At 67.2% G+C, this 26,141-nt stretch carries 24 protein-coding genes; 18 read left to right on the forward strand and 6 right to left on the reverse strand.

Annotated elements, in window-relative coordinates; all coding sequences use genetic code 11:
* The first annotated feature begins 52 nt into the window (after positions 1-52).
* Genes WM2015_RS10765 through WM2015_RS10785 form a run of 5 tightly spaced genes read left to right on the forward strand, consistent with a single transcriptional unit; the run spans position 53 to position 5,194 of the window.
* Complete coding sequence (locus tag WM2015_RS10765) at positions 53-1,069, forward strand: amidohydrolase family protein (protein ID WP_049726048.1); 1,017 nt, start codon at positions 53-55, stop codon at positions 1,067-1,069.
* On the forward strand, positions 1,066-1,833 hold the full coding sequence (locus tag WM2015_RS10770; RefSeq protein ID WP_049726049.1) for a cyclase family protein: 768 nt from the start codon (positions 1,066-1,068) through the stop codon (positions 1,831-1,833). Before WM2015_RS10765 ends, WM2015_RS10770 begins: the two co-directional genes overlap by 4 nt.
* Positions 1,830-3,089, forward strand: coding sequence for a kynureninase (gene kynU / locus WM2015_RS10775; RefSeq protein WP_049726050.1), 1,260 nt, complete (start codon positions 1,830-1,832; stop codon positions 3,087-3,089). Before WM2015_RS10770 ends, kynU begins: the two co-directional genes overlap by 4 nt.
* Positions 3,086-4,432, forward strand: coding sequence for an FAD-dependent oxidoreductase (locus WM2015_RS10780; protein WP_049726051.1), 1,347 nt, complete (start codon positions 3,086-3,088; stop codon positions 4,430-4,432). The genes kynU and WM2015_RS10780 overlap by 4 nt, the downstream gene beginning before the upstream one ends.
* A gap of 6 nt (positions 4,433-4,438) precedes the next feature.
* On the forward strand, positions 4,439-5,194 hold the full coding sequence (locus WM2015_RS10785; RefSeq protein ID WP_049726052.1) for a TVP38/TMEM64 family protein: 756 nt from the start codon (positions 4,439-4,441) through the stop codon (positions 5,192-5,194).
* Here the strand turns inward: WM2015_RS10785 and WM2015_RS10790 are convergent.
* The 4 genes from WM2015_RS10790 to gor are packed head-to-tail and all read right to left on the reverse strand — an operon-like array spanning position 5,152 to position 13,109.
* On the reverse strand, positions 5,152-6,807 hold the full coding sequence (locus tag WM2015_RS10790; protein WP_049726053.1) for a glycosyltransferase family 39 protein: 1,656 nt from the start codon (positions 6,805-6,807) through the stop codon (positions 5,152-5,154). The genes WM2015_RS10785 and WM2015_RS10790 overlap by 43 nt on opposite strands.
* Positions 6,804-7,544 (reverse strand): glycosyltransferase family 2 protein, encoded by a 741-nt coding sequence (locus tag WM2015_RS10795; RefSeq protein WP_049726054.1) that lies wholly within the window; start codon positions 7,542-7,544, stop codon positions 6,804-6,806. The genes WM2015_RS10790 and WM2015_RS10795 overlap by 4 nt, the downstream gene beginning before the upstream one ends.
* Positions 7,545-7,599: 55 nt before the next feature.
* Entirely contained in the window at positions 7,600-11,748 is a 4,149-nt protein-coding gene (locus tag WM2015_RS10800; RefSeq protein WP_049726055.1) for a S8 family serine peptidase, read from the reverse strand.
* Entirely contained in the window at positions 11,748-13,109 is a 1,362-nt protein-coding gene (gene gor / locus WM2015_RS10805; protein ID WP_049726056.1) for a glutathione-disulfide reductase, read from the reverse strand. Before gor ends, WM2015_RS10800 begins: the two co-directional genes overlap by 1 nt.
* A 151-nt stretch (positions 13,110-13,260) precedes the next feature.
* Here gor and ccmA point away from each other — a divergent pair, with 151 nt between their 5' ends.
* From ccmA to WM2015_RS10855, 11 genes are all read left to right on the forward strand, one after another.
* A complete protein-coding gene (gene ccmA, locus WM2015_RS10810) occupies positions 13,261-13,887 on the forward strand; it encodes a heme ABC exporter ATP-binding protein CcmA (RefSeq protein WP_049726057.1) in 627 nt (208 codons plus the stop codon).
* Entirely contained in the window at positions 13,884-14,555 is a 672-nt protein-coding gene (gene ccmB / locus WM2015_RS10815; protein WP_049726058.1) for a heme exporter protein CcmB, read from the forward strand. Before ccmA ends, ccmB begins: the two co-directional genes overlap by 4 nt.
* Positions 14,552-15,310: a heme ABC transporter permease gene (locus WM2015_RS10820; RefSeq protein ID WP_049726059.1), complete on the forward strand. Its 759-nt coding sequence runs from the start codon at positions 14,552-14,554 to the stop codon at positions 15,308-15,310. Before ccmB ends, WM2015_RS10820 begins: the two co-directional genes overlap by 4 nt.
* A complete protein-coding gene (ccmD, locus tag WM2015_RS15620) occupies positions 15,307-15,465 on the forward strand; it encodes a heme exporter protein CcmD (RefSeq protein WP_082169669.1) in 159 nt (52 codons plus the stop codon). Before WM2015_RS10820 ends, ccmD begins: the two co-directional genes overlap by 4 nt.
* Positions 15,462-15,911 (forward strand): cytochrome c maturation protein CcmE, encoded by a 450-nt coding sequence (ccmE, locus tag WM2015_RS10825; RefSeq protein WP_049726060.1) that lies wholly within the window; start codon positions 15,462-15,464, stop codon positions 15,909-15,911. The genes ccmD and ccmE overlap by 4 nt, the downstream gene beginning before the upstream one ends.
* The gene (locus tag WM2015_RS10830; protein ID WP_049726061.1) at positions 15,908-17,869 is read left to right on the forward strand and encodes a heme lyase CcmF/NrfE family subunit; all 1,962 of its coding nucleotides are present in this window, start codon (positions 15,908-15,910) and stop codon (positions 17,867-17,869) included. The genes ccmE and WM2015_RS10830 overlap by 4 nt, the downstream gene beginning before the upstream one ends.
* Positions 17,866-18,405 (forward strand): DsbE family thiol:disulfide interchange protein, encoded by a 540-nt coding sequence (locus tag WM2015_RS10835; RefSeq protein WP_211260924.1) that lies wholly within the window; start codon positions 17,866-17,868, stop codon positions 18,403-18,405. Before WM2015_RS10830 ends, WM2015_RS10835 begins: the two co-directional genes overlap by 4 nt.
* Positions 18,402-18,824 carry a cytochrome c-type biogenesis protein gene (locus WM2015_RS10840; RefSeq protein ID WP_049726063.1) on the forward strand — a complete coding sequence of 141 codons (423 nt, stop codon included), beginning with the start codon at positions 18,402-18,404 and terminating at the stop codon, positions 18,822-18,824. Before WM2015_RS10835 ends, WM2015_RS10840 begins: the two co-directional genes overlap by 4 nt.
* Positions 18,821-19,993: a tetratricopeptide repeat protein gene (locus WM2015_RS10845; protein ID WP_049726064.1), complete on the forward strand. Its 1,173-nt coding sequence runs from the start codon at positions 18,821-18,823 to the stop codon at positions 19,991-19,993. The genes WM2015_RS10840 and WM2015_RS10845 overlap by 4 nt, the downstream gene beginning before the upstream one ends.
* A gap of 70 nt (positions 19,994-20,063) precedes the next feature.
* A complete protein-coding gene (locus WM2015_RS10850; RefSeq protein ID WP_049726065.1) occupies positions 20,064-20,744 on the forward strand; it encodes a TIGR00153 family protein in 681 nt (226 codons plus the stop codon).
* A 24-nt stretch (positions 20,745-20,768) separates the two neighbouring features.
* A complete protein-coding gene (locus WM2015_RS10855; RefSeq protein ID WP_049726066.1) occupies positions 20,769-22,028 on the forward strand; it encodes an inorganic phosphate transporter in 1,260 nt (419 codons plus the stop codon).
* Positions 22,029-22,037: 9 nt separating this feature from the next.
* On the opposite strand, the gene WM2015_RS10860 is transcribed toward WM2015_RS10855, so the two are convergent.
* The gene (locus WM2015_RS10860) at positions 22,038-22,313 is read right to left on the reverse strand and encodes a PqqD family protein (protein ID WP_049726067.1); all 276 of its coding nucleotides are present in this window, start codon (positions 22,311-22,313) and stop codon (positions 22,038-22,040) included.
* A 141-nt stretch (positions 22,314-22,454) separates the two neighbouring features.
* On the opposite strand from WM2015_RS10860, the gene WM2015_RS10865 reads away from it, so the two are divergent.
* Both WM2015_RS10865 and WM2015_RS10870 read left to right on the forward strand, forming a co-directional pair.
* Positions 22,455-23,435: a phosphoenolpyruvate carboxykinase (ATP) gene (locus tag WM2015_RS10865; protein ID WP_049726068.1), complete on the forward strand. Its 981-nt coding sequence runs from the start codon at positions 22,455-22,457 to the stop codon at positions 23,433-23,435.
* Positions 23,432-24,511, forward strand: a complete 1,080-nt coding sequence (locus tag WM2015_RS10870; RefSeq protein ID WP_049726069.1) for a tRNA-queuosine alpha-mannosyltransferase domain-containing protein — start codon at positions 23,432-23,434, stop codon at positions 24,509-24,511. Before WM2015_RS10865 ends, WM2015_RS10870 begins: the two co-directional genes overlap by 4 nt.
* Here the strand turns inward: WM2015_RS10870 and murJ are convergent.
* Positions 24,458-26,026, reverse strand: a complete 1,569-nt coding sequence (gene murJ / locus WM2015_RS10875; RefSeq protein WP_049727065.1) for a murein biosynthesis integral membrane protein MurJ — start codon at positions 26,024-26,026, stop codon at positions 24,458-24,460. The two genes, WM2015_RS10870 and murJ, sit on opposite strands and share 54 nt — an antisense overlap.
* Positions 26,027-26,141 lie beyond the last annotated feature (115 nt).

The raw sequence follows: 26,141 nt of genomic DNA on the forward strand, positions 1-26,141 counted from the left end.
TCCCTCGCCGGGTCTGGCATTCGTCGCCCGCTTGCGGCAGACTTGAGCGCCCATGGATCCGACCCTTCCCATCATCGATCTGCACAGCCACCTGCTCCCCGAGCAGCTGCCGGCCATGGACGCGCCCGGATTTCCGCGTCTGGAAGGCAATGGCGAGCGCCGCAACATCACCATCGATGGGAAATTCTTCCGCGCCGTCGATCGCACGGCCTGGGACATCGAGCATCGCATCGAACACTATGCGCAGGCCGGTGTCGGCATCCAGGTGGTCTGCACCGTGCCCGTGCTGTTCAGCTATCACCTGCCCGCCGGACCGGCCTCGCAGTTCGCCCGGGCGCTCAATGACCAGATCGCCGAACAGCAGCAACGCCACCCGAAGCACGTGATCGCACTGGGCACCCTGCCCCTGCAGGACACGGAACTGGCCATCAACGAGGCCGAGCATCTGGCCCACGACCTCGGCCTGCCCGGCGTCCAGATCGGCTCGAACATCAACGACCGCAATCTCGACGATCCGGAATTGTTCGAGGTGTTCGCGGCCTGTCAGGACCTGGGCCTGTCGGTGCTGGTCCATCCCTGGAACATGATGGGCAAGGAACACATGCCCGACTACTGGCTGCCCTGGCTGGTCGGCATGCCCGCCGAGCTGTCCCGCGCCATCTGCTCGATGATCTTCGGCGGCGTGCTGGAACGACTCCCCGATCTGCGCGTCTGCTTCGCCCACGGTGGCGGATCCTTCCCGTTCACGATCGGGCGCATCGAGCACGGCTTCAATATGCGCCCGGACCTGGTGGCGACGAGGAACCCGGTCAATCCGCGCGACTACCTCGGCCGCTTCTGGGTCGATTCGGTCACCCACGACCCGAAAGCCCTGGCCTATCTGATCGAGGTCATGGGCGAGGATCGGGTGACCCTGGGCACCGACTACCCGTTCCCCCTCGGCGAGCAGGACCCCGGCTCGACGATCCGTGCCCTGGACCCCGCCCCCGAGCTGCGCGAGAAGCTGTTCTGGCGCAACGCGCTGGAATTTCTCGATCTGTCACCGGAACGCTTCGGGCTGGGCGAATGATCGTCGAGCTCGAGATGGCCGGCCGCGCCCGCCGCGTGGACCTGTCGGCTGGCATCGCGCTGGGCATCCCGATCGGCGAGGACGGCCGCCATCCCCGCTTCTTCGTCGATGGGCCGGCGCGCTTCAGCCCGCTCGAGGTGGGAGGGTTCTGCGGCCGGGTGCAGCATGGGGGCAGCTGCAATGCCGACCGCATCGATTTCGTTCCGCACTGTCATGGCACGCACACCGAGGGCGCGGGACACGTGCTGCCCGGACGCCAGGCGGTCGACGCCGAGCTCAACCAGGCGCTGATTCCGGCAAGCCTGATCACCGTTCGTCCCGAAGCCGGCGAGACGGGCCGCTCGCCCTGCATCCGGGACTCGGCCCTGCAGTGGCCCGCCAGCAGCCGCGCCCTGATCATCCGCACCCTGCCCAATGGCGCCGACAAGCGCGAGCGCGACTACGCCAAGGCACCGCCCTACCCACTGCTCGAACCAGAGGCCGTGGCAAGGATGGCGGCGAGCGGCATCGACCATCTGTTGATCGACACGCCGTCGCTCGACGGCAGCGACGAGGAACAGCTGCTCCGCCATCGCCTGTTCTGGGGCCTGGACCCCGAGTCGAGTTCCCCGAGCCTACCTGAAGCTCGACGATCGGCCACCGTGACCGAAATGATCTTCGTCCCCGACCACGCCGCTGACGGTGACTACCTGCTGCACCTGGGCCTGAGCAATCTGGTCGGTGACGCGACGCCCTCCTGCCCCATCCTGTACCCGATGACATGAGCATCCACCGCACCGATACCGATTACCAAGCCGGCGACTTCCGCGAGCGCTTCCGCATCCCGCCGGGCCCCGATGGCGAGGACTGCCTGTATTTCTGCGGCAACTCCCTGGGCCTGCAGCCGCAGGCCTCGGCCGATGCCGTGACCGCCGAGCTGGAGCGCTGGGCCGGGCTGGGCGTGGCCGGGCATTTCGACGGCCCACTGGCCTGGATGCCCTACCACCGTCTGGCCACCGATCATCTGGCCCGCCTGGTCGGTGCGAAGCGTCACGAGGTCGTGGCGATGAACTCCCTGACCGTCAACCTGCACCTGATGATGGTCAGCTTCTTCCGTCCCAGCGGCGCTCGCCGACGCATCGTGATCGAGCGCGGCGCCTTTCCCTCCGATCGCCATGCGGTGGCCTCGCAGCTCGAATTCCACGGCCTGGACCAGGACAGGGATCTGGTCGAATTGGCGCCCCGCCGCGATGGCCTGCTGCACGAAGAGGACCTGGAGGATTATCTGGAGCGTTTCGGTGATCAGGTCGCCCTCGTGCTCTGGCCCGGCGTGCAGTACGCCACCGGCCAGGCCTTCGATATGGAGCGCATCGCCCGGGCATGCCAGCGTGCCGGCGTGATGCTGGGTCTGGACCTGGCCCATGCCGTCGGCAACCTGCCGCTGGAACTCAACGCCTGGGGCTGTGATTTCGCGGTCTGGTGTTCCTACAAGTACCTCAATGCCGGCCCCGGCGCCGTCGCCGGCTGCTTCGTCCACGAACGCCATGCCAAGGACACCCGTCCACGCTTTGCCGGCTGGTGGGGTCACGACGAGAAGACACGATTCCGGATGGGGCCCGACTTCGAGCCGATGCGGGGCGCCGAAGGCTGGCAGTTGTCGAACCCGCCGGTGCTCGCCCTGGCCGCGCTCTGGCCTTCGCTGGAGATCTTCAGCGAAGCCGGGATTCAGAACCTGCGACAGGCTTCCCTGGCGATGACCGGGCATCTGGCGCAACGGATCAATGACGAACTCGCCGACACCCTGCAGATCCTCACGCCGATGGAGCCCCATCGGCGCGGCTGCCAGCTCAGCCTGCGCGTCCGCAGCGGTCGCCACGACGGTCGCCTGCTGTTCGAACGTCTCGAAGGGCACGGCGTGATCGCCGACTGGCGCGAACCGGACATCATCCGGGTCGCCCCCGTCCCGCTCTACAACCGCATCGAGGACTGCGACCGCCTGATCGACATGATCAAGCAGCTGCGACCGGGAGGACGCGCATGAGCGGCCCGGACATCAGCATCGTCGGCGCCGGACTAGCCGGCAGCCTGCTCGCCCTCGACCTGGCCCGGCGTGGTCAGTCCGTGGAGCTGTTCGAGCGCTATCCCGATCCACGTCGCCAGCGCGTGCCCGCCGGCCGTTCCATCAACCTGGCCCTGGCCGAACGCGGTCGCATGGCCCTCAGCAAGGCCGGTCTGCTCGAAACGGTCGAAGCCTTCTCCCTGCCCATGCGCGGACGCATGCTGCACGATGTCAACGGCGAGACTCGGCTGCAGCGCTACGGTCAGCGCGCGGACGAGGTCATCTGGTCGGTCCATCGCGGCCATCTCAACCAGGCGCTCCTCGATGCCGCCGAAGGCGCGGGCGTGCGGATCCACTTCGACCACGAGCTGGCCTCCGCCGACTTCGAAAAGCGGGAGCTGCGCTTCACGAACGCCGCCGGCGGGACCCTGACCGTGGCGTTTCGACTGGCGATCGGCGCGGATGGCGCCGGTTCGGCCCTGCGTCGCGCCATGGAGCAGGTCCGACCGCTCAACGCCAGAGAGGTGCCGCTGGGGCATGGCTATCGCGAACTGAGCATCCCGCCCGGTCCGGACGGCGACTTCCAGCTCGATCCCGAGGCCCTGCACATCTGGCCCCGGGGCGGCTACATGATGATCGCCCTGCCCAATCCCGATCGCAGCTTCACCTGCACCCTGTTCCTGGCCAATGCCTCGAGCGAGGAGGACGCGCCGAGCTTCGAGCGCCTGCAGGACCCGGCCGAGATGCGACGCTTCCTGACGCGTGAATTTCCGGACGCGGTGGAGCGGATGAGCGAACTCGACCATGAGCTTCGCAACAACCCGGTCGGCTACCTGGCCACCCTGTACACGGACCATTGGCACCTCGATGACCGGGCCGTGCTGATCGGCGATGCCGCGCACGCCATCGTGCCCTTTCACGGCCAGGGCATGAACGCCGCCTTCGAGGACGTCGTGGCCCTGTCCGACCGCCTGGTCGAACGCGGCATCAGCGAGGCCGTGCTGGAGGACTTCGTGGCCGAGCGCAAGCCAAGCGCGGATGCCATCGCCGCCATGGCACTGGACAACTACCTGGAAATGCGGGACCGGGTTCGAGACCCCCGCTTCCACCTGATCAAGCAGCTCGAATGGGCGCTCGAAGCCCGCCTCGGCGAGGCCTTCATCCCGCGCTATCAGATGGTCATGTTCCATCCGGAGATCAGCTATGCCGAGGCCCATCGGCGTGGCGAGCGGCAACGCGAGCTGCTGGAGCGGCTGACCGAAGGTCATGAATCGATCGAGGAGATCGATCTCGACCAGGCTTGCCAGGCGGCTCGCCGCCTGTAGACGATCATGGTCTCCCCCTTCCGGCGCTGGCCCCTGACCACCGGACTGGTGTTGATGCTGGTCGCGGCCGGCATCATCCTGGGCTTCAGCATCTGGGGCCTCGAGCCCGTGCTCGACCTGCTGCTGGGCATCGACACGCTCATCCAGGCCCACTACTGGCAGGCCCTGAGCATCTACGTCCTTGCCTTCATCGTACTGGCAACCCTGGCGGTGCCCGTGGGTTCGCTGTTCTGCCTGGCCGCCGGCTACCTGTTCGGCATCGGGGTCGGCGCCCTGGCGGCCCTGCTGAGCAGCCTGGTCGCCGCCGGCCTGAGCTTTCTGATGGTGCGCCATTTCTCCAATCAGGGGCTGCGCGATCGCCTGGAGTCCGGCCGCCTGGCCGGTCTGCTGGCCATCATGGAACGGGACGCCAACTGGTACCTGGTGCTGCTGCGGATCGTGCCGATCGCACCCTTCTTCCTGATCAACGCAGCCGCCGCGATCACCCGGATCAGCGCGCGCCGCTATCACCTGGCGACCCTCGGCGGCCTGATTCCGACCACGGTCATCTACGCATCGCTCGGCAGCGGCATCGGCTCCCTGCTGGAGGCCCACGAGCTGGCCGGACCGGAAATCCTGCTGCGCCCGGAAATCGGCGTGCCCCTGCTTGCTCTGACGGCCCTGATCGTCGTGTCCTACCTGGTCAAGCGGCGTCTGACCCGGCGGCTTCGGGCCCGCACTCAGTCCTCCGAGGGGCTTCCTTCCAGACGAAACACCACCTGATCCTCGTCTTCGAACCAGGGCGCGCCGAATCGCTCCCTGAAGCGCTCGATGCAGGGTTCGACATCGGGCAGTTCCCGAACCTGCCCGAAGGGCGTGCCACGATGGAAGACCACGAAGCGGTTCTCCGGGGCGCGCCAGTACAACAGGGACTCCAGAAAGACGAAGCGATCGAAACTGATGTCCTGATCACTGTCGGGCTCGAGTTCACCGTAGGTCCAGTCGGTGCAGAGCCCGGAGATCATGCCGATCCGGATCGGCAGCTGGTGGAAACGCTGGTATTCCGACAGCGGGCTGAAGTGGGACTCGAAATGCCAGGGCGCCTCGATCAGCGTCCACTCCCCCGGCTCGGCGGCCATCGCGCGATAGACCTCTGGCAGTTCGGCCTCGGCCATCACCTGGGTGTAGATGCTGCGCTCGAAGTCGTAGTCGAAGTGGTAACGCATGTGACTCGTGAACTGGTTCAGCCCCCGATAGACCTGCGGCAAGGGACCGGATAGCACCAGGGCCAGCGGCAGCAGCAGCGCCGGCAGCAGCCGCAGCGGCAACCCCGAGCTCGGAGCCGCGACCACCGCAGGGCGACCGCCCAGTGCCGCAAGCCGGCGCAGCAGGTCGATCAAGCCCAGCGTGACCAGGGCCAGGATCATCGGCTGGAACACCGCCGAATAGCGCACCAGCACCAGGGCATGGTGAATCCAGGCCGGCTGCAGGGCGATGATCACGATCACGGCGACCAGGCTCATGAAGGCCCAGTAGCCGGCAAAGCCGGGATCGCGTCTGAGCAGCTTCAAGCCACCGATCAGCGCGAGCAGGGCCATGGCCAGGGATACGGGCCAGCTGGCGGTGCCGACGATCAATTCCCAGGCACGCAGGAAGGTGACCCATTGAATGCCATGGATACCGGACTTGCTCTGCATGGCCGAGGGGTCGGCGAGCAGGGGCGGCAACACCAGGGCGGCGGCGAGCACCGTCACCAGGGCGCCCACCGGCACGATCCGCCAGAACTCGTCCCAGCGACCTCTACGCGCAATGCGGTGCAGGGCCCTGGCCAGGAACCACAGCAGGGCGGAGCCGGTGAACAACAGGGTCAGCGGGTGCAGCCAGGCGCAGGCCACGGCCCCGACGATGAACACCGCCAGCCAGCCGCGCGAACCCTCGTGCCACCAGCGCCACAGCCCGACCATGGCCAGAAAGCCCAGCGGCACGGTCAGGGCGTAGGGGCGGACGTAGCGGGTGAAATGGATCAGCAGCGGCGAAATCGCGATGAAAACGGCGAACAGCCAGCGTGCTTCGCGGTCGAGCCAGGGTCGAAGCGCCCAGGGCAGCAGAACGATGGTCGCGCTCCCGAACAGCAGGGGCAGCGCACGCATCCGCCATTCACTCAGGCCGATCGTGTCGGCCAGGAACTTGAACCAGAGGGTCTGCGGAATCGTGTAGTCGGCGTGGCCGAAGCTGAGAAAGATCTCCCGATAGCTGGCCTGCATCAGGCGATGGACCGCATGCCATTCATCGTCGATGAGAATCTGCAGGTCGATCTGCCAGAAACGCAGCCACACGCCCAGGGCGATGACCAGAGCCCAGGCCAGGCCCCAGGTCCAGCCGAACTGCCGGCTCATCTGAGGAAGCGCGCCCGTGGCAGGCCCAGGCGAGCCGCGAGCACGGCCAGCGACACACCGAGGACCCCCAGGCCATAGACGACGCTGCGACGGAAGTTGATCGACGATGCGTCCTGGAAATATCGCGTCGGGCAGGTCACCTCACCGATCGGATGACCTGCCGCGATGATCTGGCCGAGCATCTGATTGTCGAAGATGAAGTCGTCGGAATTGGCGGCCAGGTCCAGCTCGCGGAGCAGCTCGGCGGAGAAGGCACGGTAGCCGGTGTGATATTCGGACAGCTTGGCGCCGGTACAGAGGTTCTGGAAGGCCGTCAGCGCACGATTGGCGATGTACTTGTACAGGGGCATGCCACCGGCCAGGGCCCCGCCACCGAGGATGCGCGAGCCCAGGACCGCCGGGAACAGACCGCTGGCCACCAGGCCACCCATCGCCGGAATGAGCTTGGGCGTGTACTGGTAGTCCGGGTGCAGCATGATGACGATGTCAGCCCCCAGCTCCAGCGCCCGCGCATAGCAGGTCTTCTGGTTGCCGCCGTAGCCGCGATTGTGCTCGTGCCGGATGACGTGCTCGATGCCGAGCCGACGAGCCAGCTCGGCGGTCCGGTCCTGGCTGGCATCATCGACCAGCACGACGTCATCGACGAGCGTGCGGTCGACTTCTTCGAGCGTGCGCTCGAGCGTGCGTTCGGCGTTGTAGGCCGGCAGCACGACGACCAGCTTCTTGCCGGCGATCATCGCGCCACCCTCGCGGCCGGACGGGCAGCCGCCGCGCGGCTGCCCGGGCTGTCGATCAGGGCTGACACGGCAGGGCTTCGGACAGCTTCTCGATCGGCACTTCCAGCTGGATCGGCGTGTTCAACGGGGCACGGGACACGAAGTCGAGGGCCTCGACGCCGGTATTCGGCCCGGTGAAGGTCCGCTGGTACTCACCCACCACTTCCCAGTCGGCCGTGCCCTGCTCGCAGTTGGGGCAAAAACCGTGGAAATTCCAGACCTCGAAGCCATCGTCGAAGGGCCCGGGACCGGTCGAGACCACCGCCACCCAGCGGCCCACGCCGTCGCCATCGTAGTAGTAGCGCACGTAGAACTGACCGTTCTCGTGCACGATCACCGTGGTCCCGCCGGCCGCCTGGCCGGGCGAGAACCAGTGGCCGGTGTAGCTGACCGGTTCGCCATCCAGCTCGGGGCAGCTATCGGGCGCGTCCGGGTTCATGATGTCCGAGCCATGGGCACCGTTCAGGCGCCAGCTGAACATCATCCGGTCACTCGCGATGGTGGTCAGGCCGACCTGCCCGACCACGTCGATGTGCTGTCGATTGTTGGTCCCGCCGGTGACCCGAGTCAGATCCGCCGTCCAGGTCGAGGACTCGGGATCGATGCCGTTGATCGCGATGTAGAAGACCGGCAGACCGTTGATGTCGTAGCTGTACCAGATCATGAAGCCCAGACCGGCACGCTGCCACTCGATCCCCTGGCTGATGCCCCGGAAACGCGGGCTCCAGAGCCCGTAGCGCGGTTCGATGCGCTGGCCTTCGGTCAGCACGGCGTTGACCTCGACCGCGCGCTCGGCCGCGGAATTGTTGCTCAGATCGACGAAGTAGCGGCCCGGCGCCGGATTGACCCGGCTCAGTGTGAAGCCGGCGGCGGAGCCGACCTCGGCGTCGAGGGCGGCACCACTGGCGTCCGGCGTGCCCGGGAAATCGTCGGACAGGGCATCGAATTCGGCGAAGCGCAGCGTGCCGCCCACGTCCGCGTCCCCTTCGACCTGCACGTCCAGCCGCTGGGTCCCCGGCGGCACGTCGATGAACAGGCGCGGATGGCGTCCGGACGGCGGCAGCACCACCGCTCGGCTCTGACCGTTGAACAGAGCGGTATCGAGGACTTCGACATCGACCTCCCGAGTCACCGTGATCGGAATCACGCCCACACTGGTCGGCGTTTCCGGTGAGTCACCGACACCGAAGGCCGCCCACCAGACTTCATCGCGACGGATGCCGGGCTGGTCGAGGAACAGCTGGACTTCCAGCGGGCCACCCGAATGACGACCCGGGCCGTTGACCCCGAAGGCCGGCGTGTCGGCGATCGGCAGCACGGCGTGATCCAGCTCGATCGCATCGCTGGCCGAAGCACTCGAGGCCTGCCAGTTCTGAACGACGATCCACCAATCGCCGGCGGCCGGCTCGGTGATCACGCAGCTCTCGGAGGCATCGATGGAGATGGAGAAGCAGACCAGCTCGCTCTCCTCGGCCAGTCCGTTGCCGTTGCTGTCGCGACCGACGTAGAGGTCCGCGTCGGGCGACTCGTCGGAACGGGTCTCGGCGCGCAGAAGCAGCGTACCCGCCGGCACTGCGACCAGACGGGTGGCGACGCCGGCCCCACCGTCGAAGGGGTCGCCATCGCTCGGGTCCTGTGCCAGGTCGAAGGTCTCGCGCTCGGGACGGACCAGGGCCGTGGTCGGGAACTGCGCTTCAGGCAGCGCGGCCATGGCGCCCAGATCGATGTTCAGGCGGCCTCGGTTGGCCGAAGCCGTCAAGGCGATCGAGCCCGGGAGTTCGGCGCTGCCGAACAGAGCCCCGACGGGCAGGCGCTGGACTTCCAGGCCGGGGAAGCTCGGATCGAGCACGATGGCGCCCCGCCCCCACTGGCCGGCCGGCACGCTGCCGGCGTCGATGGCGATGTCCAGCGTGACCTCCTCACCCGGCTGCAGGGTGAAGCTGGTGGGCTCCACCGTGATGTCGAGGTCACCTTCAACGCTCACCGACCAGGCACTGAAACTCAGAGCGCGCAGGCGGCGCTGGAAGCTGCAACCTCCCGCGCAGGCCGAGCTGAAGACGCCGGGCAGGTTCAGGCTGCCCGGGTCACCGCCCAGGTTCGGATCGGCATCGAGGAACTCCTGCTCCGTCACGGGCAGGTACAGCCCGATCCGGGTGGCCTTGTCGACCTGGACCCCGCCGGCCCCACTGTCGACGATGCGAGCGTCCGAACCGTCACCATTGGTCACCAGCTCGGCCACGGCCGTGGTCTCGAGCGCCGAGATGATGGCGTCGACGGGCCAGTCCGGGAAGCCGCTCCTGAGCAGCAGGGCCGCGCCAGCCACATGTGGACTGGCCATCGAAGTGCCCGTGCTGAAGCTGATGCCGTTGGGACCGTTGGCGCTGGCACCGAGAATGCTGGTGCCCGGCGCGGTCACGTTCGGCTTCATCACATCGGGCGCGCCATTGCCAGGGCCGCGGCCGCTGGAGTTGGCCAGACGACCGCCGAAGGCCGGGTTGACTACTCGAGTGGAAAAGGGAATGCGGGCCTGGTGGCCACTGCCCGAGGCCAGCCAGTCGCGCAGGCGATCACCGGCCGCATCACCGACGTGCAGGGTCGGCAGGCAGTGGTTTTCGGCAACGATGTCCTCGCCCTCGACGTCGGTGTTGGCCAGGATCATGCCACCGGCACCGGCGACGAGCAGATTGCGCCCCTTCTCGACCCGGCCGTAGGTGCCGCGGTCGCAGACCACGATCTCACCGTTGAAGGTGCCCGGCGGGAAGGGATTCGTGGCACCGGTGTTGCCATCGCAGGTCGGCTGCAGCTCGGCTTCCCCGGTGCCGCAGAGGGCATTGCCGAAGTCCCGCGCGTGCACGATCGGACGAACCTCGCCATCATCGTTGTAGCCGGCACCCGCGACCACGGGGGCAGGACCACTGCCGCCGGACATGGAGCTGAGCTGTCCGCCGATCACGCGATTGTGCGTGCCATTGGCCACGGCGACCACCCAGGGCGCGTTGGCCGGCGCGCTGACCGAGCCGTCCTGCGGGCCGTTGTTGCCAGCGGCCACGATCGGGACGATGCCCGCGGCGCGCACATTGAGGAAGGCCTCACGATCGGCGCCGAACTGGCCGAAACCGGCCCAGGGGGTCGGCGGCACCGGGCCGGTGGAGCCGATCGAGTAGTTGATCACGTCGACCTGGTCGATGATCGCCTGCTCGAGGGCAGCGACCAAATCGGTATCCCGACAGCCACCTTCGTCTTCCGGGTCGTTGGGATCGCCGCCGAAACAGGCCTTGTAGGAAATCACGCTGGCCCGCGGTGCAACCCCCGACGGAGCGAAGAAGATCGGCGAGGCCAGGCCGAAGTCGAGCGTGAAACTCTGCGGCGAGCCCACGGCCGAGGAGCCGACGTGGCTGCCGTGGCCGTTGATGTCCTTGCCCTTGGTGCCTTCGCTGGTGAAATCATGGACGCCGATGATCTTGTTGTTGCACAGGACTTCGGGATCGTTGCAGAGCCCGTAGAACTGGCCGCGCGGATTGTCCATCGGCACGCCACCGGGTGCGTCGTTGAAGAAGTTCGACTCCCAGTTGATGCCGGAGTCGATCAGGCCCAGCACCGTGCCCTCACCCTGATTGGGCGCCGGCGTGCCGAACTGGGGCCCCCAGACCCGGTTCGCCCGGATCCATTCGTAGCCGTTGTCGTTGAGGAGCTGGTGCATGACCACCGGCTGCACGCTCTTCACGCCCGGCAGACCGGCCAGCATTTCGGCCTCTTGCGGGCTCAGGCGGGCGGAGAAGCCGTTGAGCACGTGCCGATAGACGTGCATCGGCTCGACGCGCCGCCCCATCCAGGATTCGGCCACGCTCAGCACCGCCTCGCGTTCCAGATCGAGGTGGGCCGAATACGCCTGCACGGCCGGATCGCTGGCGTCGAAGCGCTGCAGACCTCGCAGCGCGGGAATCGTGGGCGCCATCGGCTTGGCGATGCGACGACCGGCCGAGCTCAGCTGGCTGACGGTCCCGCCTTCGAAACGAAGGCTCGGGGCGGCCTCGAGTTCGATCAGGTACTCGCCCGGAACGATGTCGGGCTGGCGAGCCTGAAGTCCGGAAGCGAGCAGCAACAGGAGGCTGGCCAGAACGCAGGAAACGGCGGATGCCCGCAACGGGCGATGGGTCTTGGTCATTACTGATCCTCGGCAATCGGCTGGCGCAGGGTCACCAGCTCTTCGGCGCTGGTCGGGTGGATACCGATGGTGCGATCAAAGTCGGCCTTGGTCAATCCGGCCCGCACCGCCACCGCGAAACCCTGCGTGATCTCCGGGGCATCGACCCCGGCCACATGTACCCCCAGAACCCGGTCGCTATCGGCATCCACGACCAGTTTCATGACCCCTTGTTCCTCGCGCCCGGCGAGGGTGTATTTCATCGGTTTGAAGGATGAACGGAAGATGCGCAGACGATGGCCCGCGGCGCGTGCCTCTTCCTCGCTCAGCCCCACGCAGCCGACCGGCGGCTGGGAAAAGACCGCGGCCGGCACGTTGGCGTGGTCGACGGGACGGCGCATGCCGCCGAACTCGGTGTCGGCGAAGGCGTGGCCTTCCATCAGGGCAACCGGCGTCAGGGCGATCCGATCGGTCACATCGCCGACGGCAAAGATCGAGTCGACATTGGTCCGGCTGAATTCATCGACTTCGATGCGGTTGCCGGGCCCCAGTCGGACACCTGCCGACTCCAGACCCAGATCAGCCACGTAGGGTTCGCGTCCAGTGGCGAACATCACGCAGTCGAACTCGCGCTCGTCATTGTCGGAAAACCTGACCCGCAGAGCCTCGCCGTGCTGCTCGATGGCGGCGGGCTCGCTGTGATAGTGGATGTCGATCCCGCGACCTTCCATGCCGTCCGACACGGCCTGACGGATGTCCCGATCGAAACCACGAAGGACGAGGTCACGGCGGTAGGCCAGCGTGACCTGGGCGCCCAGACCGTTGAAGATGCCGGCGAACTCGACCGCGATGTAGCCGGCGCCAACCACCAGGATGCGTTCCGGCAGCTGCTCGAGATGGAAGGCCTCGTCGGAGGTGATGCCCAGCTCGGCGCCGGGGATGTCCGGCACGAAGGGACGACCGCCGACCGCGATCAGGATGCGCTCGGCAGTGAACTTCCGATCCCCGACCGCCACCGTGTGCGCATCGACGATGCGGCCGCGCCCCATGTGCAGCTCCACGCCGGCCGAATCGAGCAGGCGCAGGTAGATGCCGTTGAGACGGTCGATCTCCCGATCCTTGGCGGCGATCAGGTCCGGCCAGGAAAAACGTGACTCGCCGACCGCCCAGCCGTAGCCGGACGCATCGGCGAAGCTCTCGGCGAACTGCGAGGCGTAGACGAGGAGCTTCTTGGGGACGCAGCCGCGAATGACGCAGGTGCCGCCCACCCGTGATTCCTCGCAGATCGCCACGCGAGCGCCGTGGCCCGCCGCGATGCGCGATGCGCGGACGCCGCCGGAACCGGCGCCGATGACGAACAGATCGTAGTCGTACTGACTCATTTGAAAAGATGCCGAAATTGCATGGGAGTGGTCGAATCGCGGGCCCGAGCAGTGGATGACGAACGCGAGATGAGATTGATTCCGATCAAGATGCCATGAGCAAAGCCGGTAGAATAATACCGCACTCCTGACCACGATCCCGCCCGCGTCCATGCCCAGCGAACCATCCGACCACGCCGCCTGCCTGCTCGAGGCGGACGGCCTGCGTTTCGAACGCCATGGCGAGGCGATCTTCCAGGACGTGGGCCTGCGCATGCGCGCCGGCGGCCTGCTGCTGATCCTCGGACCGAACGGCAGCGGCAAGACGACCCTGCTGCGCTGCCTCGCCGGCGTGATCCGCCCGGTGCGCGGCACGCTGCACAGCGATGCTCGTCGTGCGTTTCTCGGTCACCGCACGGGACTGAAAGCGGACCTGAGCTGCCGGGAGAATCTCGAGTTCATTCGCCGCTTCCACGGCCCGACCGGCCTCGATCCGAATCGCGCCCTGGCCCGCGTCGGCCTGGCCGGCTTCGGCCTGCGACTGGCCCGCACCCTGTCGGCGGGTCAGGGTCGCCGCCTCGGCCTGGCCTCCCTGCTCGTCGCCCACCGGCCGATCTGGCTGCTCGACGAGCCCTACGCCAGCCTCGATGATGCCGGCGGCCAGCTGGTCGATGAACTGATTGCCGCCCACCTCGAGGACGGCGGGAGCGTTGCCCTGTCGACCCATCAGCGCATGCCCGCGCTGCACGCGCAGGCTCGAACCCTGCGCCTGGACACGCCGCGGGGGGATGGATCATGAGCCTTCAGCCCATGCTCGCCCTGATGCAGCAGGACCTGCGCCTGGCCGTGCGCCATGGTGGCGAATCCCTGATGCCACTGATGTTCCTGTTCTCGGTCATCATCCTGGTGCCCCTCGGCGTCGGTCCGGGTCCGAACCTGCTCTCGGCCATCGCGCCCGGCATGATCTGGGTCGCCGCCCTGCTCTCCAGCCTGCTGGCCCTCGAGCGCCTGTTCCGGCCGGACTACGAGGACGGCAGCCTGGAGCAGTGGTGGCTCGGCCACCTGCCCGCCTACGGCCTGGTCATGACACGCCTGCTCTCGCACTGGCTGATCACCGGCGTGCCGATCATCGTCTTCGCGCCGGTGGCGGCCGAGATGCTCTACCTGCCCGACGCCGCCCTGGGTCCGCTGATATTGAGCCTGCTGCTCGGGACCCCCATTCTGTCCCTGGTGGGCGGATTGGCCGCGGCGCTGACGCTGAGCACGAACCGCGGCAGCGTTCTGTTGTCCATCCTGATATTTCCGCTGATCGTGCCGGTGCTGGTGTTCGCCACGGGCGCGGTCAGCGTGGCCGCCGAGGGCTGGTCGCCGAGGACACAGCTCGGGCTGCTGGCGGCCATGTTGATTCTCGCTGTCACCCTGATTCCGCTGGCCATCACGGCCGCGCTGAGACTGAACATCGAATGACATTCCATACGCTCAAGGTCGCTTTCCACCGCCTCGGCTCGCCGCCGACCTTCTACCGTCTGTGCACCCGCCTGGCGCCCTGGTTCTGGGCCGGCTTCGCGATCACGGCGGCCATCGGCCTCTATCAGGCCCTGTACGTGGTGCCACCCGACTATCAGCAGGGCGACAGCTATCGCATCCTGTTCATCCACGTCCCCGCCGCCTGGCAGGCCCTGGCGGGCTACGTCATCATGGCCATCCTGGCCGCGATCGCCCTGATCTGGCGAATCCGCACCACCGAGATCCTGGCCATGATGTGCGCGCCCATCGGCGCCGCCTTCTCCTTTCTCTGCCTGGCCACCGGTTCGATCTGGGGCAAGCCGATGTGGGGCACCTGGTGGGTCTGGGATGCGCGGCTGACCTCGATGCTGGTGCTGCTTTTCATCTATCTGGGCATCATGGGCCTCTACGCCGCCTTCGAGGATCGACGCAAGGGTGCACGCGTGGCCTGTATCCTCGTACTGGTCGGCCTGGTCAACATCCCGATCATCCACTTCTCGGTGGAATGGTGGACCACCCTGCACCAGGGCTCGACGATCAATCTGTTCGGTGAATCGACCATGGACCCGTCCATGCTGCCGCCACTGATCTGGATGACCGTGGCCGTCAAACTGATGTTCGGCGCCGTGCTGATGCAGCGTTCCAGCCTGGAGCTGCTCGATCAGGACCGCCGCAAGCGTTGGGTCGCTGACCTGCTAGGAGATGACAAGCGATGATTCCCGAATTCACCTACGCCCCTTACGTCTGGACCAGCTACGCCCTGTTCGCCGTGGTCGTGGCCTGGCAGATCGCCGTGCCGTGGCAGCGACGCCGACGCATCCTGGCCGAACTGCGTGAGGAGCGCGCACTGAACAGCGGAGCCTACGAATGACACCGACCCGCAAGAAACGCCTGGCCATCGTGCTGCTGATCGTGCTCGGAGTGAGCGCCGCGACCGCCGTGGCCATCAGCGCGATGAGCGACAGCATGCTCTACTTCGTCAGCCCCAGTGATGTCGTGGCGCAGGCCGAGCCCCTGGATCGACGCATCCGCCTCGGCGGACTGGTCGCCGATGGCAGCGTCCAGCGCGCCAGCGACAGCCTGGCCGTGACCTTTGCCGTCACCGACGGTGCGAACCAGGTGCCGGTGGCCTTCACCGGCATCCTTCCGGACCTGTTCCGCGAGGGCCAGGGCGTGATCGCCCACGGCCGCCTGGACGCCGACGGCGTGTTCCAGGCCGACGAGATCCTGGCGCGCCATGACGAAACCTACATGCCACCGGAAGTCATGCGTGCGCTGGAAGAGGCCGGTCATCCGATCGAGGCGAGCCAGCCATGATCCCCGAACTTGGACAGATCTCACTGATTCTGGCGCTGATCCTGGCCACCCTGCTGGCGACGGTGCCGCTGATCGGCGCCTGGCGGGGCGACACTCGCCTGATGCGCCTGGCCCCTTCCCTGGTGATCGGGCATTTCGTTTTCGTCGCCCTGGCCTATCTGGTCCTGAGCCTGGCCTTCGTGCAGCACGATTTCACCGTCACCTACGTGGCCATGCACTCCAACCTGCTGCTGCCACTGGCCTATCGCCTGTCGGCGGTCTGGGGCGGTCACGAGGGCTCGCTGCTGCTCTGGATCCTGATGCTGGCGGGCTGGATGCTGGCCGTCACCGCCTTCTCCCGCTCCCTGCCCCAGGCCTACCGCACCCGCGTGCTGTCGGTGATGGGCATGATCTCGATCGGCTTCCTGCTGTTCACCCTGCTGACCTCGAACCCCTTCGAGCGGATCCTGCCGGGGCCGCCGGACGGGCGCGATCTCAACCCCCTGCTGCAGGATCCGGGCATGATCTTCCACCCGCCCCTGCTCTACATGGGCTATGTCGGCTTCGCCGTGGCCTTCGCCTTCGCCATTGCCGGGCTGATCGGCGGCCGCGTCGAACGTGAATGGGTGCGCTGGTCGCGGCCCTGGACCCTGATCGCCTGGTCCTTCCTGACCGCCGGCATCACCCTCGGCTCCTGGTGGGCCTACTACGAACTCGGCTGGGGCGGCTGGTGGTTCTGGGATCCGGTCGAGAACGCCTCCTTCATCCCCTGGCTGATCGGCACGGCGCTGATCCATTCCCAGGCCGTGACCGAAAAGCGCGGTGCCTTCCCGGCCTGGACCGTGCTGCTGGCGATCGCCGCCTTCTCCATGTCCCTGCTCGGCACCTTCCTGGTCCGATCCGGCGTGCTGACCTCGGTCCATGCCTTCGCCAACGACCCCGAACGCGGCCTGTTCATCCTCGGCTTCATGACCGTGGTCACCGGCGGCGCGCTGCTGCTCTATGCCCTGCGCGCGCCACGCATCATGACCGGCGAGGGCTTCGACTTCGTCTCGCGCGAGTCGGCTCTGCTGATCAACAACCTGTTCTTCACCGTCTCGGCCGGCATGGTCCTGCTCGGCACGCTCTACCCGCTGGTGTCGGACTTCATGGGCTGGAGCCAGGTCTCCGTCGGCCCGCCCTACTTCAGCGCCATGTTCATCCTGCTGATGACCCCGGTCGTGCTGCTGGTTCCCCTCGGCCCGATGAGCCGCTGGAAGCAGGACCGCCTGGGCCGCATTCTCAAGCCGCTGGCCATCAGCGCCGTGGTCGCCATCGTCGGCGGCCTGGCCTGCGCGGCCTGGTTCGACGCGCTGAACTGGCGGGCGGCGACCGGCTGGATCGGCGGACTGTGGTTGATCTTCGGCACCTTCAGCTACCTGAAGACGGCCCTGCGGGGCCGACGTCGGGGGCTGCCGCGACACCAGATCGGCATGATCCTGGCTCACGCCGGAATCGGCGTCTTCGTGATCGGCGTGGCCATGGTCGGATCGAACACCCTGCAGCGCGACGTGCGCGTGGCGCCAGGGGACACGGTCGAGCTGGCCGGCTATCGCTTCGTGCTCGACGAGGTGGTTTCGGTGAAGGGCCCCAACTGGATCGCCGACGAGGCGCGCTTCCGGGTCTTTCGGGGCGATCGCGAGCTCTACGACATGACCCCCCAGAAGCGCCGCTACCATCGCGGCGGGCAGATCATGACCCAGGTCGCCCTGCGACCCGGAGTGACCCGTGATCTCTACATCGCGATGGGCGAGCGACTGGATGACGCCGGTGCCTGGAGCATGCGCATCCACATCAAGCCTTTCGTTCGCTGGATCTGGGGCGGCGCCCTGCTGCTGGCCATCGGTGGCCTGTTCTCGGCCGCGGACCGCCGCTACTGGCAGGCTCAGCGCGCCGAGCGCTCGGTCCCGGTGACCGAAGGGGACGAGGTGCCGGCATGATCCGGATGCTCATCCCCCTGATCGTCTTTCTCGGCCTGGTCGCCCTGATGGTGGCCGGCCTGCAGACGGCCGAGGATCGCAAACTGGTCGATTCCCCGCTGATCGGTCGACCGGTGCCGGCCTTCGATCTGCCCGGACTGCATGATCCGGATGCGCGCCTGAGCAACCGGGATTTCCTGGGCCAGCCCTGGATTCTCAACGTCTGGGGCAGCTGGTGCTGGGCCTGCCGGGTCGAACACCCCTTCGTCGAGCGACTCGGCCGCGAGGCCGGCATTCCGCTGCTTGGCTTCAACTGGAAGGACGAGCGCGCCGACGCCCTGGAATGGATCGGCCAGTACGGCGACGCCTGGACCGCCCATGTGACCGACTTCGAGGGCCGCAGCGCGATCGACCTGGGCGTGTACGGCGCCCCGGAAACCTTCCTCATCGACCACCGGGGCATCATCCGTCACAAGCACATCGGTCCGATCGATCAGAACGTTTACGATGATCTGATGCGCCGGATCATGGCCCTGCGTTCGGAGGCCGAGGCATGAGCTCGGGGCGCGCGAGATTGCTCGCGGGACTGAGTCCGATCCTTCTGTCCCTGCTGTGGGTCGGCCTGGCCGCGGCTTCGGCCATCGAGATCTACGAATTCGCCGACGAGGTCGAGGAGCGCCGCTTCCAGGCCCTGTCCCAGGAACTGCGCTGCACGGTCTGTCAGAACCAGTCCCTGGCCGACTCCGACGCCCCGCTGGCCCGCGACCTGCGTCGCCAGGTCTATGAAATGATTCGCGCCGGTCGCGCGGACATGGAGATTCGCCAGTTCATGGTCGACCGCTACGGCGAGTTTGTGCTCTACCGCCCGCCCATCGCCAGCCACACCCTGCTGCTCTGGGGTGGCCCATTGATTCTCCTTCTCGGCGGCCTGATCGCCGCCGGGGTCGTCATCAACCGGAGACGAAAAGCCCTGTGATTCCCACCGCTTTCCTGGCCCTGGCCGGCCTCGCCGTCCTGGCGGCCCTGGCCTTCGCCCTGCTGCCCCTGCTGATCGAGTCCCCGGAGCGCCGGGGGATCAAGCGCCGCCTGCATGCGCTCGACGATCTCGAAGGCGATCTGCCCGAAGACGAGCTCGATCGCCGTCGCACTCGATTGCGGGAAGAGCTGTCCAGCGGCTCCGACCGGGAAGGCAGCGTGGCCATGATGATCGGCCTGCTGATCCTCATTCCCGCCGCCACCGTCGGCCTGTACCGGGTCGTCGGCCAGCCTGACGGCCTGTCGGAGAGCAACCATCAGGTCTACGCCATTCGCGACACCCTGACCCAGCTGGCCGGCCAGGTCGAGCGCCACCCCGAGCAGGTCGAGGCCTGGGTTCGACTGGGCCTGAGCTACAAGGAGCTCGGCGAGTTCTCCTCCGCTGAGCATGCCCTGCGCCGCGCGCTCTACATCGACAACGACAACCCCTTCATCCAGGTGGAGCTGGCCGAGACCCTGCTGTTCGGCTCCGGTGGCTCGCAGCTGCCGGACGAAGCCACCGCCCTGCTGTCCCGGGCCGCCGAACTCGATCCGGGTAACCAGAAGGCCCTTTGGCTGCTCGGCATCGACGCCTTCCAGAACCAGCGCTTCGAAGAGGCCCTCGTTCACTGGGAAGCCCTCGACACCCTGCTACCCGATGGATCCGTACGTCAATCGGTCCGCGAACAGATCGCCCGAGCCCGACAAGCCGCCAGTGGCAGCGCCATCCCCCCGGCCCTGCCGGCCGACCACCCGCCGATCGCCGACGAAGGGCCAGCCGCCAGCGGCCCGGTGTTCCCCGTCGAAGTCAGCATCGATCCGGCCCTGGCCGAGCGGCTGGATGGCTCAGAGACCGTGTTCCTGATCGCCCGGGCCAGCCAGGGCCCGCCGGCCCCGCTGGCGGTTCGCCGATTCAGCGTCAGCGATCTGCCGCTGCAGGTCGAGCTGTCGGACACGGATGCCATGGTCGAGGGCCTGAGCCTGTCCGCCTTTCCCGAGATCCGTCTGACCGCTCGCGTCTCGCGCAGCGGCCGCGCGGAGCCGGCGCCGGGCGATCTGGAGGGTGAAACCGGCCCCCTGTCCATTCTCGATACCCCGCGGGCCAGCGTTCTGATCGACCGGGTCCGCTGAGCATCCGGGCCGTCGAAGGCCGCCCCCGGAGTGTTACAATTTCGTGACACTTCGATGACAGCGGTGCCGAGTGGATCAAGTCGGCTACATTTCCAGAATCTTCGGCGCCTCACCGATCCGACCGCTGCAGCGTCATTTCGACCAGGCGGCGAAGTGTGCGCACAAACTGCCGAAGTTCGTTCGCTCCAGCTTCGATGAGGACTGGACGCGGGCCGAAGCCGTGCGCGCCAAGATCGTTCGACTGGAACACAGCGCCGACGAGCTCAAGCGTGAGTTGCGCCTGCACCTGCCCAAGAGCCTGTTCATGCCGGTCAGCCGCTCGGACGTGCTGGAAATGCTCTCCAGGCAGGATCGGGTCGCGAACAAGGCCAAGGACATTTCCGGCCTCATGCTCGGCCGGAAGATGGTCATGCCAGCGGCCATCCAGACCGCCTACCTGGAATTTCTCGAGCGCAACCTCGACGCGGTCAGCCAGGCCCGCAAGGCCGTCCACGAGCTCGACCAGCTGTTCGAATCGGGTTTTCGCGGATCGGAGATCGATCTGCTCGTCGACATGACCGAAGAACTCGGCCGGATCGAAGATCAGAGCGATGACCTCCAGATCGATCTACGAGCCCAGCTGTTCGCCATCGAATCCGAGCTGCCACCGATCGACGCCATGTTCATCTACAGGATCATCGACTGGACCGGCGACCTGGGCGACATTGCCCAGCGGGTGGGATCGCGCCTCCACATGATGATCGCCCGCTAGCGGCGCCAGCAACCGGAGGGGAACGTGGATCTGGCCATCGTCTATATCGCTCTGGCGGCCGCCTTCGGCCTGTTCATGGCCTGGGGCATCGGCGCCAACGACGTCGCCAATGCCATGGCCCCATCGGTGGGCTCCAAGGCCATCACGATCCGCCAGGCCATCGTCATCGCCGCGATCTTCGAATTCGCCGGCGCGGTGCTGGCCGGCGGCGGTGTGACCAGCACCATCCGCAAGGGCATCGTCGACGCCGCCCTGTTCACCGGCCAACCCGAGCTGCTGATCTACGGCATGCTCGCATCATTGCTGGCCGCGGCGGTCTGGCTGCTGGTGGCCTCGCGCTTCGGCTGGCCGGTCTCGACCACGCACACGATCATCGGCGCGGTCGTCGGTTTTGCAGCAATCGGCATTGGCGTGGAGGCCGTGCAGTGGCCCAAGGTCGGCCAGATCGCCATGAGCTGGGTGGTCAGCCCCCTGCTCGCGGGGGCCATTGCCTGGGTCCTGTTCATGAGCGTGCAGCGCCTGGTCCTGGAACGGGAGGACCCGCTGCGCCAGGCGCGCCGCTACGTGCCCGGCTATATCTTTCTGGCCGGCCTGTTCATGACCCTGGTGACCCTGTTCAAGGGCGTCAAGCACATCGGCCTCGAGATCAGCGTGGCGCAATCCTGGGCCATCGCCGTGCTGGTGGGCCTGATCATCGCCGGCATCGGCACCCTGTTCATCCTGCGCATTCCCTATCAGGCCCCGGAAAAGCGCGAGTTCCACTACGTCACCGTCGAGCGGATCTTCGCCATCCTGATGGTCGTCACGGCCTGCAGCATGGCCTTCGCCCACGGCTCGAACGACGTCGCCAACGCCGTCGGCCCGCTGGCCGCCGTGGTCAGCATCGCGCGCTCCGGGGATGTCGGCCAGGCGGCCATCGTGCCGATCTGGATCCTGATTCTCGGCGGCCTCGGCATCGTGATCGGTCTGGCCACCTACGGGCACCGGGTGATTCGCACGGTCGGCGGGAACATCACGGCTCTGACGCCCAGCCGGGGCTTCGCTGCCGGCCTGGCCGCCGCCATGACCATCGTCGTGGCTTCGGGAACCGGCCTGCCGATCTCGACCACGCACACGGTGGTCGGCGCCATTCTCGGTGTCGGCATGGCGCGCGGCATCGCCGCCATCAATCTTCGCGTGGTCGGCTCGATCTTCATGTCCTGGATCATCACGATCCCGGCCGGCGCTGGCCTGTCGGTGGTGTTCTTCCTGCTCTTCAGGGCCCTGTTCCAGGGCGCCGCTTGAGCCCGCAGACTAAAGACTATCCGCCAGGGCCCGGAGGAAGGCGGTCACATCGGCCTCGGCGCGCGGACGGTCGACCCTGAAACGCTCGACCAGACGATCCGCCAGCTGCCCCTCGTCGCGGCAGCCAGCCTTCAGCGCCTCCACCAGCACCAGGCCGGTGGCATTGAGGCTGATCAAGGCCTCGGCATCCTGATCCAGCAGCACGCCGCTGCCGTCATCGAGCACGGTCAGCGCCAGGCGACCGGCGTCGAAGGCGTCGGCGATGGTGACAGCAGCGGTGGTCATGGCGTCCTCGTTCCATTGCGGGGTCCTGGGGCCCGGATTATCCCGCAGGCTGGCCCGCATTGTTCATGAATACAGCGGGCCAGAGGCTTCACTCCGTGCAGCTTGATATCATGAGCCACCCCATTCGAGAGCGCCAAGCCCTTGCGGATTGAAGCCCTGAACCGCCGCTCGGTCTGCCTTCTCAAGACCGAGGCCTTCGATCTCACGCTGCGCATCGAAGGCCTGGACCCGGCAGAAATGGCAGCCCTCCTGGGCGCCCCGGGGCCGCGACCGGACTGGCAGAAGATCAGCACACGCGGTCCGATCAGGATCGGGTTCGACGAGGAATTCGACGATCCCGGCGCGCTGCCGTCCTGGCCAGGGGATCCGGCCACTCGAATCCCCCTCGAAGATGGCTGGGTCGAACTGCGCAGTGATCAGCCGGGCATCGCCGGGATCGATCCGGAGGCCGGGCGAGCGAACCGCCTGCTGCCCAGCGGCCTCCACCTGTTGCTGGCCCAGCAATGGGCGCGGCAGGGTCTGTTCCCATTGCATGCGGCTGCGCTGTCCTGGAAGGGTCAGGGTCTGCTCCTGCTCGGTGACCAGGGCGCCGGAAAATCCACCCTTGTCCTGGCCGCCATGCAACTCGGCGCCACGGTCGTCTCCGACGACTGGCTGCTGGTCGGACAGGACCGGGCGCAGGGCTGGCGTGCCGAACGCCTGCGCCAGTTTCTCATGTTCCGCCCGGGCGCCGCCTTCGACCGGCTTGCCAGCGGCCTGGGAGAACGATGGCTCCAGAACGAAGACGGTCGCCGAGTCCTTCCCCTCCCCAGCGATGACCCGGCCTGGCCGGCACAGCTGGGCCTGGATCGTGCCGTCTGGCTGGACGCTCCAGCGCAGGAACGTCCATTGATCAGTCACTTCGACCGCATCGATCAGGCCCGACTGCTGGCCGCACTGGTCGGCGCCGCCATGCCGCGGCTGCTCGGTGCGGACTTCCCTCACGAACGGACGCGCTTGTTGCAGGGCTTCCAGGCCCTGGTCGCCCGGCTGCCCGCGCGCCGCGTCTGCACCGGGCAGGATTTGCTGGAACACCCTGACCGACTCTTCGACCGCCTGATCGAGGACGAGGATCGGACATGAAGCCCGTTGTCTGGCTGCTGTCAGCCTACCGCGCCGATTCACACGCCCAATGGGTCGACTGGCTGACCGGCCGGATCCAGACCGTGGACTGGCGCGTTCGCGAGCTGCCCGGCCGCCACTTCGCCTGGCGCATTCGCTCCAACCCATTGAGCTGGCTGGACGATCTTCCCGAGGGCGTTCCGGACCTGATCCTGGCCAGCTCGATGGTGGATCTCGCCACCCTCAAAGGCCTGCATCCACGCCTGGCCCGGGTGCCGAGCTGGTACTACTTCCATGAGAACCAGCTCGCCTACCCGATCCTGCCCGGCCAGGTCGAAAGCATCGAACCGGCCATGGTCCAGCTCTACGGGGCCCTGGCCGCCCAGCGCTGCCTGTTCAACAGCCGCCACAACCGCGACAGCTTCCTGGCCGGCCTGGAGGCCCTGTCGCGGCGCCTGCCCGAGCCTTGGCCCGATCAACTGGTCGCCCGACTGCAGGCCCGATCGGAGATTCTGCCGGTGCCGGTCGAGCCCATCGCTGCCGGACCGACGCGCGATCCGGGCCTGATGCTCTGGAACCACCGCTGGGAGCACGACAAACAGCCCGATCGCTTCACTGACGCAGTCATCGAACTCGCCGATTCGGGCCTCGATTTCCGCCTCGCCCTGCTGGGGCGGCGGACGCGGCGAACGCCCCCCGCCCTGACCCGCCTGCGCGAACGCCTCGGGAGCCGCATCGAAGTCGACGGCTTCGTCGACCGTTCGGCCTACGCGCACTGGCTGGGTCGAGCCGGACTGGTGGTCAGCACGGCCCTGCACGAATTCCAGGGCATCAGCCTGCTCGAAGCAGTCAGCGCCGGAGCCAGGCCGATCGTGCCGGACGCGCTCTGCTATCCGGAGCAGTATCCGGCCGATTGCCGCTACGATCCGGCACGAAACGGTGCCCTGACCGAGGCCCTGGCTCGCCAGTTGGCGCAGCCGAAGCCCGCACCCGCCGTGGATGACTGGCTGGCCAGCAGCACCGGGCCGCGCTGGCAGGAGGTGCTAGGAACCCTCCTCCGAGGGCTTCAGCAGGGCCCTGGGACTCAAGCCCAGTAGCAGAAGCGTCAGGCCGTACACCAGGCCGCCGGCGATCACACCCACCCCCAACCAGGCCAGGCGAGTCCAGAGCCCGAACTCGAGCAGGGCCTCTGCCGAGGGCATCAGCCAGGCCACCAGGCCGCCCATGACCAGGCTGGCCAGGGCCACCCGGAGCCACTGGATGCCCGGCAGGGTCGGTGCCAGATCCAGCTTGCGCAGGCCTCGCCAGAGCAGGCCCGCATTGAGCCAGGCCGAGCTCGCCGAGGCCAGGGCCAGGCCCACGTGAACGCCGGGCTGCGCCGCCAGGGTCTCGAACAGACCGCCGGAGAAATCCCAGCCCGACAACCAGGCCGCCAGGAGCAGCACGTAGGTCACGTTGAGCAGCATATTGGTCGACAGGGCGATGATCGCGATCTTGACCGGTGTGGCCGTGTCCTGGCGGGAGAAGTAGCCGGGCGCCAGGATCTTCACGCCCATGAAGGCCGGCAAGCCGAGGCAGTAGACCATCAGGGCCAGCGCCGCCATGCGCGCGCTCTCGGGGTCGAAGGCCCCGTACTGGAACAGGGCGATGATGACCGGCTCGGCCAGCACCGCCAGGCCGACGGCGGCAGGAATCCCGACCACCACGCCGAGCAGCAGCGCCCAGTCCATCGTTCGGCGGAAGCGCCCCGACTGGCCACCCGCGTGCAGGCCGGACAGGGCCGGCAGGATGACCGTCGACAGGGCCACGCCGAACAGGCCCAGGGGGAACTCCATCATCCGATCCGCGTAATAGAGCCAGGAGATCGAACCCGTGAAAAGCAGCGAGGCGATCAGGACGTCGAGCAGCAGGCTGATCTGGGCGACCGAGGAGCCGAACAGGGTCGGCACCATCAGCCGCAGGATCCGGCGCACGCCCGGGTGCCGGAAATCGGGCCGGGGCCTGGGCAGCACCCCATGCCGAGCCAGGGAAGGCAGAAGGAAGCCGAGTTGCAGCAGCCCGGCCACCAGCACGCCCCAGGCCAGGGCCTTGATCGGCTCCTCGAACTGGGCGCTGAAGACCACGGCGGCAACGATCAGGGAAACGTTCAGCAGCGCTGGCGTCAGCGCCGGCAGGGCAAAGCGGCCCAGGGTGTTGAGAATGCCGCCGGCCAGGGCCGTCAGGGCGATCAGCATCAGGTACGGGAAGGTCACCCGCAGCATTTCGGTGGCCAGGGCGAACTGCGCCGGATTCTCCCGAAAGCCGGGCGCGAACAGGCTGATCACCCAGGGAGCCGCCAGCACGCCGATCGCCGTGATCACCAGGAGCACCGCCAGCAGCACGCCGGTCGTGGCGTCGATCAGGGAGCGAAGCGCTTCGTGATCGCCTCGCTCCTTGTACTCGGACAGCACCGGGACGAAGGCCAGGGAAAACGAGCCCTCGGCAAACAGGCGACGCAGGAAATTGGGAATCTTGAAGGCGGCCACGAAGGCGTCGGTCGCCGCCGAGGCCCCGAACCAGCGCGCGATGACGATGTCACGAACCAGTCCCAGCAGACGCGAAACCAGGGTCATCGAGCCGAAACTGAACACCGAGCGTAGCAGATTCACGCGCCAAAGCCCCGTCGCGCTTGACTCGGCAACCTATACAGAGGACAATACTCGGCTTGTTTTTTCACACCAGAATCCA

This window comes from Wenzhouxiangella marina, from assembly GCF_001187785.1.
In the GTDB taxonomy this organism is placed as follows: Bacteria; Pseudomonadota; Gammaproteobacteria; order Xanthomonadales; family Wenzhouxiangellaceae; genus Wenzhouxiangella; species Wenzhouxiangella marina.

Excerpts from the sequence above, each read along its gene's own strand:
- WM2015_RS10765 (WP_049726048.1), top strand. The coding sequence starts at position 53 with ATGGATCCGACCCTTCCCATCATCGATCTGCACAGCCACCTGCTCCCC.
- WM2015_RS10770 (WP_049726049.1), top strand. The coding sequence starts at position 1,066 with ATGATCGTCGAGCTCGAGATGGCCGGCCGCGCCCGCCGCGTGGACCTG.
- kynU (WP_049726050.1), top strand. The coding sequence starts at position 1,830 with ATGAGCATCCACCGCACCGATACCGATTACCAAGCCGGCGACTTCCGC.
- WM2015_RS10780 (WP_049726051.1), top strand. The coding sequence starts at position 3,086 with ATGAGCGGCCCGGACATCAGCATCGTCGGCGCCGGACTAGCCGGCAGC.
- WM2015_RS10785 (WP_049726052.1), top strand. The coding sequence starts at position 4,439 with ATGGTCTCCCCCTTCCGGCGCTGGCCCCTGACCACCGGACTGGTGTTG.
- WM2015_RS10790 (WP_049726053.1), bottom strand. The coding sequence starts at position 6,807 with ATGAGCCGGCAGTTCGGCTGGACCTGGGGCCTGGCCTGGGCTCTGGTC.
- WM2015_RS10795 (WP_049726054.1), bottom strand. The coding sequence starts at position 7,544 with ATGATCGCCGGCAAGAAGCTGGTCGTCGTGCTGCCGGCCTACAACGCC.
- WM2015_RS10800 (WP_049726055.1), bottom strand. The coding sequence starts at position 11,748 with ATGACCAAGACCCATCGCCCGTTGCGGGCATCCGCCGTTTCCTGCGTT.
- gor (WP_049726056.1), bottom strand. The coding sequence starts at position 13,109 with ATGAGTCAGTACGACTACGATCTGTTCGTCATCGGCGCCGGTTCCGGC.
- ccmA (WP_049726057.1), top strand. The coding sequence starts at position 13,261 with ATGCCCAGCGAACCATCCGACCACGCCGCCTGCCTGCTCGAGGCGGAC.
- ccmB (WP_049726058.1), top strand. The coding sequence starts at position 13,884 with ATGAGCCTTCAGCCCATGCTCGCCCTGATGCAGCAGGACCTGCGCCTG.
- WM2015_RS10820 (WP_049726059.1), top strand. The coding sequence starts at position 14,552 with ATGACATTCCATACGCTCAAGGTCGCTTTCCACCGCCTCGGCTCGCCG.
- ccmD (WP_082169669.1), top strand. The coding sequence starts at position 15,307 with ATGATTCCCGAATTCACCTACGCCCCTTACGTCTGGACCAGCTACGCC.
- ccmE (WP_049726060.1), top strand. The coding sequence starts at position 15,462 with ATGACACCGACCCGCAAGAAACGCCTGGCCATCGTGCTGCTGATCGTG.
- WM2015_RS10830 (WP_049726061.1), top strand. The coding sequence starts at position 15,908 with ATGATCCCCGAACTTGGACAGATCTCACTGATTCTGGCGCTGATCCTG.
- WM2015_RS10835 (WP_211260924.1), top strand. The coding sequence starts at position 17,866 with ATGATCCGGATGCTCATCCCCCTGATCGTCTTTCTCGGCCTGGTCGCC.
- WM2015_RS10840 (WP_049726063.1), top strand. The coding sequence starts at position 18,402 with ATGAGCTCGGGGCGCGCGAGATTGCTCGCGGGACTGAGTCCGATCCTT.
- WM2015_RS10860 (WP_049726067.1), bottom strand. The coding sequence starts at position 22,313 with ATGACCACCGCTGCTGTCACCATCGCCGACGCCTTCGACGCCGGTCGC.
- WM2015_RS10870 (WP_049726069.1), top strand. The coding sequence starts at position 23,432 with ATGAAGCCCGTTGTCTGGCTGCTGTCAGCCTACCGCGCCGATTCACAC.
- murJ (WP_049727065.1), bottom strand. The coding sequence starts at position 26,026 with ATGACCCTGGTTTCGCGTCTGCTGGGACTGGTTCGTGACATCGTCATC.